The sequence below is a fragment of the Streptomyces sp. NPDC006510 genome, from assembly GCF_040611955.1.
Classification (GTDB): Bacteria; Actinomycetota; Actinomycetes; order Streptomycetales; family Streptomycetaceae; genus Streptomyces.
Map to the genome: position 1 here is coordinate 1 of NZ_JBEXPH010000283.1, position 8,153 is coordinate 8,153.

Here is an 8,153-nt window from a genome sequence, read left to right on the forward strand (position 1 = left end):
CCGGGCCGCCCGGCAGGCCGGCCGGACGGGCCAGCAACTGTCCCGTCCGATGGCCGTCGCACTGCGCAACACAGCATTGCGACTGACCCCGTCCCGCGTCATCGTCCGCACGATCCTGCGCCATGCCGACTGGACGCCCCCGAGGCTGGACTGACCGCGGGACGGGCACGGGGGCGACGGCCGGGCGGCGGCGCCGTACGTCAGTAGGCCCCGAAGACGTTGTCGATGGAGCCGTACTTGGCGGCCGCGTAGTTGCACGCTGCCGTGATGTTGGCGACGGGGTCGTAGCTGTCCATCGCGGTGCCGGGCACGTGGTAGGCCCGGAACGTCGGGTCGATGATCTGGAGGAGACCCTTGGACGGCGTCCCGGCAGCGGCGTTCGAGTCCCAGTTGTTGATGGCCAGGGGGTTGCCGGAGGACTCGCGCATGACGTTGCGGTGGATGCCGTCGTAGCTGCCGGGGATGCCGTGCTTGGCCATGACGGCCAGCGACTCCTTGATCCAGCCGTCCAGATTGTTGGTGTACGTCGCGGGCTGCGCGGCCGGTGCGGCGGCGCTGACGGACTGCGCCTGCGCCGCCGAGGCGGCCTGGGCACCGATCAGCGGAAGCATGAGGGCGGCTGCGCCCGTGCCCACGGCGATGAGACCCCGGGTCAGCGAGGTGGACTTGCGACGACGGTACGTACCCGTTGCGGGCATGGTGGATTCCTCTCCGTCGCCTGCGAGGTGAGCTGTCGGGTTCAGGCTGGAGATGCCTGGCCGCACATGAGCGCGACTTCACCCCGAGCCGTTCCGGAATCCGGATCGGCGGCTTACCTGGGTCCCCCGCTCCTGCCGTACATGAGTGGTCGGATTGCCGGACGGCGGCAGGATTCGGCGTTCCGTCCGGATTGACGGTGACCGTAGGCGAGAGGGGCGGAAAGCGACAAGCCCCCAATTTCCGAATGCAATTCACCCACAAGATCGAATAACGGGAATTCCGGTAATCCACCTCACACCGCGCGGCCCCTTTCCCTTGCACCGAAAGGAAACCGCCGCACGCGGCACGCCGCCCGGGAGGCCAAACGTGACTCGCGCCACGAAACCCCAAAACGGGCATTTCGCATCGCATCCAAAAGTCGCAAAGATGGCGAATAGCCCTCTTATTTAACTAAACAAGCAATTCTCATCAATACCCCATATCGGACACAGGTTTCGCCGTGCGGAGCTCGCGCCCCCGCCGTCGCCCGGCACCGGGCGGCATTGCCTTCCCTCCTCCCTGCCGTTATGGTCTCGGTGTCCTGTTGTCTCCGATTGAGGTGGACGTTGCGCATCTGAGGTTCGCGAACATCGCGCCGTACGGCTCCGCCCGTACGCCCGTCACGCTGTAGCAGTGCTACGCGCTGCCCGTGACCCCGCGTGGATGCGACCTCGGTGCATGAGCCGTCCCTCGATCTTCAGGACCGCCGCACCTCCCTCTGCTGCCCGGTCGCCGCGTGGTGCTCGCATATGAAGCCCCCCATTCACCGCGCTTGCGAATGCGAGGAACACCATGGCGACACCCACCACCCCCAGCGCCTCCCTCACCTGCTCGGCCCTGTCCTTCCGGTGGCCGGACGGCACCACCGTCTTCGACGGGCTCTCGCTCAGCATCGGCCGGGGCCGCGTCGGTCTCGTCGGCGCCAACGGTGCGGGCAAGTCCACACTGCTTCGACTGCTCGCCGGTCAACTGCGCCCGTCCCAGGGGACGGTGACCGTCGGCGGCGGCCTCGCCCACCTTCCGCAGAACATCACCCTCGACACCACACTGCGGGTGGACCGGGCCCTGGGCATCGCCGAGCGGCGCGGCGCGCTGCGCGCCATCGAGGCCGGGGACATCGACGAGAAACACTTCGAGACGATCGGCGACGACTGGGACGTCGAGGAACGGGCTCTGGCGACACTGGGCTCACTCGGACTCGGCGGCATCGAACTGGACCGCACCGTGGGCCGGTTGTCCGGCGGCGAGACCGTCCTGCTGCGCCTGGCCGCGCTGCTGCTGGAACGCCCCGATGTCCTGCTCCTGGACGAGCCCACCAACAACCTCGATGTGTTCGCGCGCCGGAGGCTCTACGAGGCCGTCGACTCCTGGCGCTCGGGCGTACTGGTCGTGGTCAGCCATGACCGCGAACTGCTGGAGCGCGTGGACCGCATCGCCGAACTACGCACCGGATCCGTGAACTGGTACGGCGGCGGCTGGTCCGCGTACGAGGAGGCCGTGGCCGCCGAACAGGGGGCCGCCGGGCGTCTGTTGCGGGCCGCCGAGGCCGATGTACGGCGCCAGAAACGCGAACTGGAGGAAACCCATGTGAAGCTGGCCCGGCGCCGGCGGAACGGCAGGAGGATCGAGGCCGAGGGCGGCCTCCCGAAGATCCTGGCCGGCCGCCGGAAGCGGTCCGCACAGGAGTCGGCGGGCAAACTTCGCGGCGTTCACGAGGAGCGTCTCAGCGAGGCGCGCGAGCGCCGGGAGGAGGCCGCGGACGCGATCCGCGACGATGCCGAGATCCGCGTGAGCCTGCCGCACACGGCGGTGCCCGCCGGACGCACCGTGTTGAGCCTGCACGAGTTGCGCCCCCAGTTCGGCAGGCTGCACGAGGGCAGCCTGCATGTGCACGGGCCCGAGCGGATCGCGCTCGTCGGTCGCAACGGCGCCGGGAAGACGACGCTGCTGCGCACTCTCACCGGTGAACTGTCCCCCTTGTCCGGCGAGGCCAGGACCTTCGTGCCGGTGCGGTTCCTTCCGCAACGGCTCGATGTGCTGGACGAGGAACTGAGCGTCGCCGCGAATGTGGCCCGCATGGCGCCCGGGGTCACCGACAACCACATCCGTGCCCAGCTCGCGCGCTTCCTGTTCCAGGGGAAGCGTGCGGAGCAGGCGGCGGGCACGCTGTCGGGCGGAGAACGCTTCCGTGCCGCCCTCGCGGCGACGATGCTCGCCGCACCGGCCCCGCAGCTGCTGATGATGGACGAACCGACCAACAACCTCGACATCGCCAGCGTGCGGCAGCTGACCGGTGCGCTCGCTTCGTACGAGGGCGCGCTCCTGATCGCCAGTCACGATCTGCCGTTCCTCGAATCGGTCGGCATCACCCGGTGGCTGCTGGTCGGGGAAGAGCTCCGGGAGACCACCGCGCAGGAGGTGGCCGACCTGCTCGCGGCGCCGGAGGCCGTCGGCGGGCAGGTGTTCTCGTAGCGGTGCCCCAGGAAGGGTGCGGGCCTTCGCATGACTTCATCCGGACCGTCACGCGAAGGCCCGCACCCCTGCCGGGATCAGAGCCTGTCGATGATCTTGTTCATCTGCGCGATCTCGGCGGTCTGGGCCGTGACGACGGCTTCGGCAAGCTTCTTCGCGGCGGCGTTGTCGCCGTTCTTCTGCTCGTCCTCGGCCATGGCGACCGCGCCCTGGTGGTGCCCGATCATGAGCTGGGCGAACTTCTTGTCGAAGTCCTTGCCCTTGGCGGCCTCCAGGTCGCTCATGTCCTTGTCGGACATCATTCCGGGCATTCCCGAATCGCCCGAGCCGTGGTCCATCCCGGGCATGTCACCCATCGAGGCCGAGGGCAGCGGCTTGCCCCACGACGTCAGCCAGCCCTTCATCGTGTTGATCTCGGGGTCCTGGGCCTTCTCGATCGCGGTGGCCAGCTTCTTGATCTCGGTGTCGGCGGCGCGGCCGTCGGCCAGCTTCGCCATCTCGATGGCCTGCTCGTGGTGCGGGATCATCTGCTGCGCGAACTTCACGTCCGCGTCGTTGAACGCGCCGCCGGGGGTGGCCGGTGCGGAGGCGCCGGCCGAGCCGTGGTCCATGCCGGGCATGGACGAACCGTCGGACTTCGAGCCGTCGGAGGAGCCGCAGGCCGCCAGTGCCAGAGCGAGGGCGGCGACGGTGCCGGCGGCCGCGAGCGTGCGGCGGCGGGCAGCGGAGGACTGGGAAGCGGACATCACAGGTTCTTTCCAGGTGGACGCACCACATCCGTGGCGCGCGAAAGGGGCAGGGTCATCCGGCCGGTCCGGCCTCTGAAGGCCGTGGACCGGCGGATTCCTGTCACGTCCGCGCGATGCACACCTGGAGCAGCAGATCCCGTCCGGCGAACGGCGGTCCCCGCCGGGCCGGTCCGCGTACGGCCGTACCCCGCCCGGCGAGCGCCCGAACGGCCAGGAGCACCAGGCCCAGCGCCATCAGCAGCGGCAGCACCCGGTCACGGACATGAGTGAATACGCACGACTCGCCGTTCGTCTCGGGCACGGCGGCGGCTGCGTGAGCGGAGCCGTGCTCGCCCCGCATGGCGGAGTGGCCGGCACCTGTCGTCATGGACACGGGCGCCGCCGCCGTCACGGCCATCGCGTCATGACAGCCCTCCGCGGCGCTCGCCGGCGCTCCGTGCATGAGGAACAGTCCGAGCAGGACGGCGCAGAGCACGAGCAGCCGGGACGCTCCCGGTGTGCGTGTCCGTTCGCGATCCACGGCTGCCTCGAATGCTCGGTCGTACGGGTCCTGCGGTGCCTGTCGCCCGACGATACCCCCACAGGGTTTCCTGTTCCGTAGCGCCCCGCCCCCTGCCGGACACCTTGCTCGGCTACCGTGCCCCGGAACTGCGCATCCGTACCGACTGCGGGACCCGCCCGCGCGGGTTGCGCGGCTGGGAGTGGGCGATGACCACGTCGACGTCGGCGGCGACGGGCGGGCTGAAGCGCCGGCTGGGTGTGTTCGACTCCGTGGTGATCGGCCTGGGTTCGATGATCGGGGCGGGCATCTTCGTCGCACCGTCGCCCGCCGCGGGCGCGGCCGGGTCCGGGCTGCTGCTGGGCCTGGGGCTGGCCGCGCTGGTGGCGTACTGCAACGCGACGTCCTCCGCCCGGCTGGCCGGCCGATACCCGGAGTCCGGCGGCACCTATGTGTACGGCCGGGAACGTCTCGGCGAGTTCTGGGGATACCTCGCCGGATGGGGTTTCGTCGTCGGCAAGACGGCCTCCTGCGCGGCGATGTCACTGACCGTCGGCTCCTACGTGTGGCCCGGCCACGAGCACGCGGTGGCCGTCGCGGCGGTGGTTGCCTTGACCGCGCTCAACTGCACCGGCGTACACAAGTCCGCCCGGCTGACCCGGGTGATCGTCGCGTTCGTCCTCGCTGTCCTCGCGGCGGTCGTCGCCGCCTGCCTCGGCAGCGGTGCCGCACAGACCGGGCGACTGGCCACGGGCGCGGACGCCACCGCCGGTGGCGTGCTCCAGGCCGCCGGTCTGCTGTTCTTCGCGTTCGCCGGATACGCGCGGATCGCCACTCTCGGCGAGGAGGTCCGCGACCCGCGACGCACCATCCCCCGCGCGATCCCGCTCGCACTGGGCATCGCCCTGCTCGTCTACGCGGCCGTCACTGTCACACTGCTCGCCGTCCTGGGGCCCGACCGCCTCGCCCACGCCCCGGCCGCGGCGGCCGAGGCCGCACGCGTCGCCGGCGTCCCCGGTCTTGTGCCCGTGGTCCGGGCCGGCGCGGCCGTGGCCGCGCTCGGCTCGCTCCTCGCGCTCATCCTCGGTGTGTCACGCACCACCCTGGCCATGGCCCGCGACCACCATCTGCCGCATGTCCTCGCCGCGGTCCACCCGCGCTTCGAGGTGCCGCACCGGGCGGAGCTCGCCGTGGGCGCCGTCGTCGCGGTCCTCGCCGCCACGACGGACGTCCGCGGGGCGATCGGCTTCTCCTCGTTCGGCGTCCTCGCGTACTACGCCATCGCCAACGCCGCCGCCTGGACGCTCACCCCGGACGAGGGCCGTCCGCCGCGCGCCGTCCCGGTCATCGGACTGGCCGGCTGTCTGCTGCTCGCCTTCGCACTGCCGTCGGCGTCGGTCGTCTCCGGCACCGCGGTGCTCACGGCCGGTGCACTGGCCTACGGCGTACGCAGGGCCCTTCGCCACGGACGCCGGTAGCGGCCGTCCAGTCGGCGACGGAGGTGTCACTTCGGCGGGTCCTCGCCGACGAGACCGTCCACCGACTCCCGGATGAGGTCGGCGTGGCCGACATGGCGGGCGTACTCCTCGATCATGTCGATCAGGACGCGCCGCAGGCTCGGGGACTCACCGCTGGATGTGGTGTACCGGCCGGCGGTCGAGGCACCGTTCCGCATCGTCGAGCCGCCCGAACTGCGGAAGCCGCCCGCGTTCTCGGCGAGCGGCTTCTTTCCGGCGGATCAGGGCCGGACACGGCCTGATCCAGGCGAGAGGCCCTGTTCAGCGGCTGTCGCCGGCGCGCGTCCAGGCCGCGTCGCGGAGCAGGCGCAGGCCGTTGAGGCCGACGATGACGGTGGAGCCTTCATGCCCGGCGACGCCCAGCGGGAGCGGCAGCGTGCCGACCAGGTCCCAGATGACGAGGCCGGTGATGAAGACGGCCGCGATCACCAGGTTCTGCACGACGAGGCCGCGGCACCGCCGCGAGAGCGCCACGGCGGTGGGAATAGTGGCGAGTTCGTCGCGGACGACGACTGCGTCGGCGGTCTCCAGGGCGAGGTCGGAGCCGGCCCTGCCCATGGCGATGCCCGTGTGGGCTGCGGCCAGTGCCGGGGCGTCGTTCACGCCGTCCCCGACCACGAGCACCTTCCGCCCGGCGCTCTCCATCTCCTTGACCGTGTGCACCTTGTCCTGCGGCAGCAGACCGGCCCGGACGTCGCCGATCCCGACCTCGGCGCCCAGACGTACGGCGGCGCGTGGGTTGTCCCCGGTGACCAGCACGGGCGTGCCGCCGGTGAGTTCGGTCAGGCGGGCGACGGTGGACCGGGCATCGGTGCGCAGTCGGTCGGCGATGCCCAGGACGCCCACGGGCGTGCCGTCGAGTACCACCAGTACGGCGGTGCGGCCGTCCTCCTCCAGCTGTGCGACGAATTCGGCGGCCGGGTCGTCGGCCCCGGCGCGAGCGTCCAGCAGGTGGGCCGGGCTGCCGACGGCGACGGTGCGGCCGTCCACGGTGGCGGTGACGCCGGTGCCCGGGGCGGAGCCGAAGTCCTCGACGGGCGGCAGGGCGAGACCGCGTGTCCGGGCGGCTTCGGTGACGGCGCGGGCGAGGGGGTGTTCACTGGGGTGCTCGGCCGCCGCCGCCAGGGTGAGCAGGGCGTCCTCGCTCAGGTCCGAGGACGCGAGCGGACGGATGTCGGTGACACGCGGGGTGCCTTCGGTCAGGGTGCCGGTCTTGTCGAGTGCGACGGCGTCGATCTGGCCGAGGCGCTCCATCACCACGGCGGACTTGATGAGCACACCGTGCCGTCCGGCGTTGGCGATCGCGGACAGCAGCGGCGGCATGGTGGCCAGGACCACGGCGCACGGCGATGCCACGATCATGAAGGTCATCGCGCGGAGCAGCGTCGGCTGAAGTGCCGCGCCGAAGGCCATGGGCAGGGCGAACAGGGCGAGGGTGGCGGCCACCATGCCGATCGAGTACCGCTGTTCGACCTTCTCGATGAACAGCTGGGTGGGGGCCTTCGTCCCGGAGGCCTCTTCGACCATGGCGACGATCCGGGCGATCACCGAATCGGACGGGTCACGCTCCACGGCCACCCGCAGCGCCCCGTTGCCGTTCAGGGTCCCCGCGAAGACCTCGTCGCCCGGTTCCTTGGCCACCGGGAGCGGCTCGCCCGTGATGGTTGCCTGGTCCACCTCGCTCGCCCCGTCGAGGACCCGGCCGTCGGCCCCGACGGCCTCGCCGGGACGTACCAGGATCACATCACCGACCGCCAACTCCTCGGTGGGCACGGCCTCTTCGGTGCCCCCGTCGCCGAGGCGGGTGGCCTTGGCGGGTGCGAGGTCGAGCAGTCCACGTACCGAGTCCGCCGTCCGTGCGGTGGCGAACGCCTCCAGCGCGCCCGAGGTGGCGAAGATGACGATCAGGAGGGCGCCGTCCAGCACCTGCCCGATCGCCGCCGCGCCGAGCGCCGCGACGACCATCAGCAGGTCGACGTCCAGCGTCTTGTCCCTGAGCGCCTTCAGCCCTTCCCAGCCCGGCTCCCAGCCGCCCGTGATGTACGTGAGCGCGTACAGCGGGCCCCACGCCCACCACGGGGCGCCGAGCAGTTGCAGCGGCAGCGCGGCCAGGAACAGCACCAGCGCGGCCGCGGCCCAGCGGGCCTCCGGAAGAGCCAGGATCCGGGTGCGCCGCCC

General features: G+C 71.2%; 6 protein-coding genes, 2 pseudogenes and 1 riboswitch. Of the genes and pseudogenes, 3 read left to right on the top strand and 5 right to left on the bottom strand.

What is annotated here, in order from left to right; all coding sequences use genetic code 11:
* Positions 1-154: pseudogene (locus ABZY11_RS40865) on the top strand (FAD-dependent oxidoreductase); the annotation flags it as partial.
* Positions 155-200: 46 nt separating this feature from the next.
* Here the strand turns inward: ABZY11_RS40865 and ABZY11_RS40870 are convergent.
* Positions 201-698 (bottom strand): transglycosylase SLT domain-containing protein, encoded by a 498-nt coding sequence (locus ABZY11_RS40870; protein ID WP_356484025.1) that lies wholly within the window; start codon positions 696-698, stop codon positions 201-203.
* Between the two features lie 4 nt (positions 699-702).
* A riboswitch (cyclic di-AMP (ydaO/yuaA leader) is annotated at positions 703-888 on the bottom strand.
* Positions 889-1,530: 642 nt separating this feature from the next.
* Between ABZY11_RS40870 and ABZY11_RS40875 the strand changes: the two genes are divergently transcribed.
* Positions 1,531-3,210, top strand: coding sequence for an ATP-binding cassette domain-containing protein (locus ABZY11_RS40875; protein ID WP_356484026.1), 1,680 nt, complete (start codon positions 1,531-1,533; stop codon positions 3,208-3,210).
* Between the two features lie 77 nt (positions 3,211-3,287).
* Here the strand turns inward: ABZY11_RS40875 and ABZY11_RS40880 are convergent, their stop codons facing one another.
* Positions 3,288-3,956: a DUF305 domain-containing protein gene (locus ABZY11_RS40880; RefSeq protein WP_356484027.1), complete on the bottom strand. Its 669-nt coding sequence runs from the start codon at positions 3,954-3,956 to the stop codon at positions 3,288-3,290.
* A gap of 103 nt (positions 3,957-4,059) precedes the next feature.
* Positions 4,060-4,479 carry a hypothetical protein gene (locus ABZY11_RS40885; protein WP_356484028.1) on the bottom strand — a complete coding sequence of 140 codons (420 nt, stop codon included), beginning with the start codon at positions 4,477-4,479 and terminating at the stop codon, positions 4,060-4,062.
* Between the two features lie 188 nt (positions 4,480-4,667).
* Here ABZY11_RS40885 and ABZY11_RS40890 point away from each other — a divergent pair, with 188 nt between their 5' ends.
* Positions 4,668-5,936 (top strand): APC family permease, encoded by a 1,269-nt coding sequence (locus ABZY11_RS40890; protein WP_356484029.1) that lies wholly within the window; start codon positions 4,668-4,670, stop codon positions 5,934-5,936.
* A gap of 26 nt (positions 5,937-5,962) precedes the next feature.
* Here ABZY11_RS40890 and ABZY11_RS40895 read toward each other — a convergent pair.
* A pseudogene (locus ABZY11_RS40895) lies at positions 5,963-6,094 on the bottom strand (DUF664 domain-containing protein); the annotation flags it as partial.
* 142 nt (positions 6,095-6,236) lie between these two features.
* Positions 6,237-8,153: heavy metal translocating P-type ATPase (locus ABZY11_RS40900; protein WP_356484030.1), on the bottom strand; the 1,917-nt coding region annotated here is incomplete at its 5' end.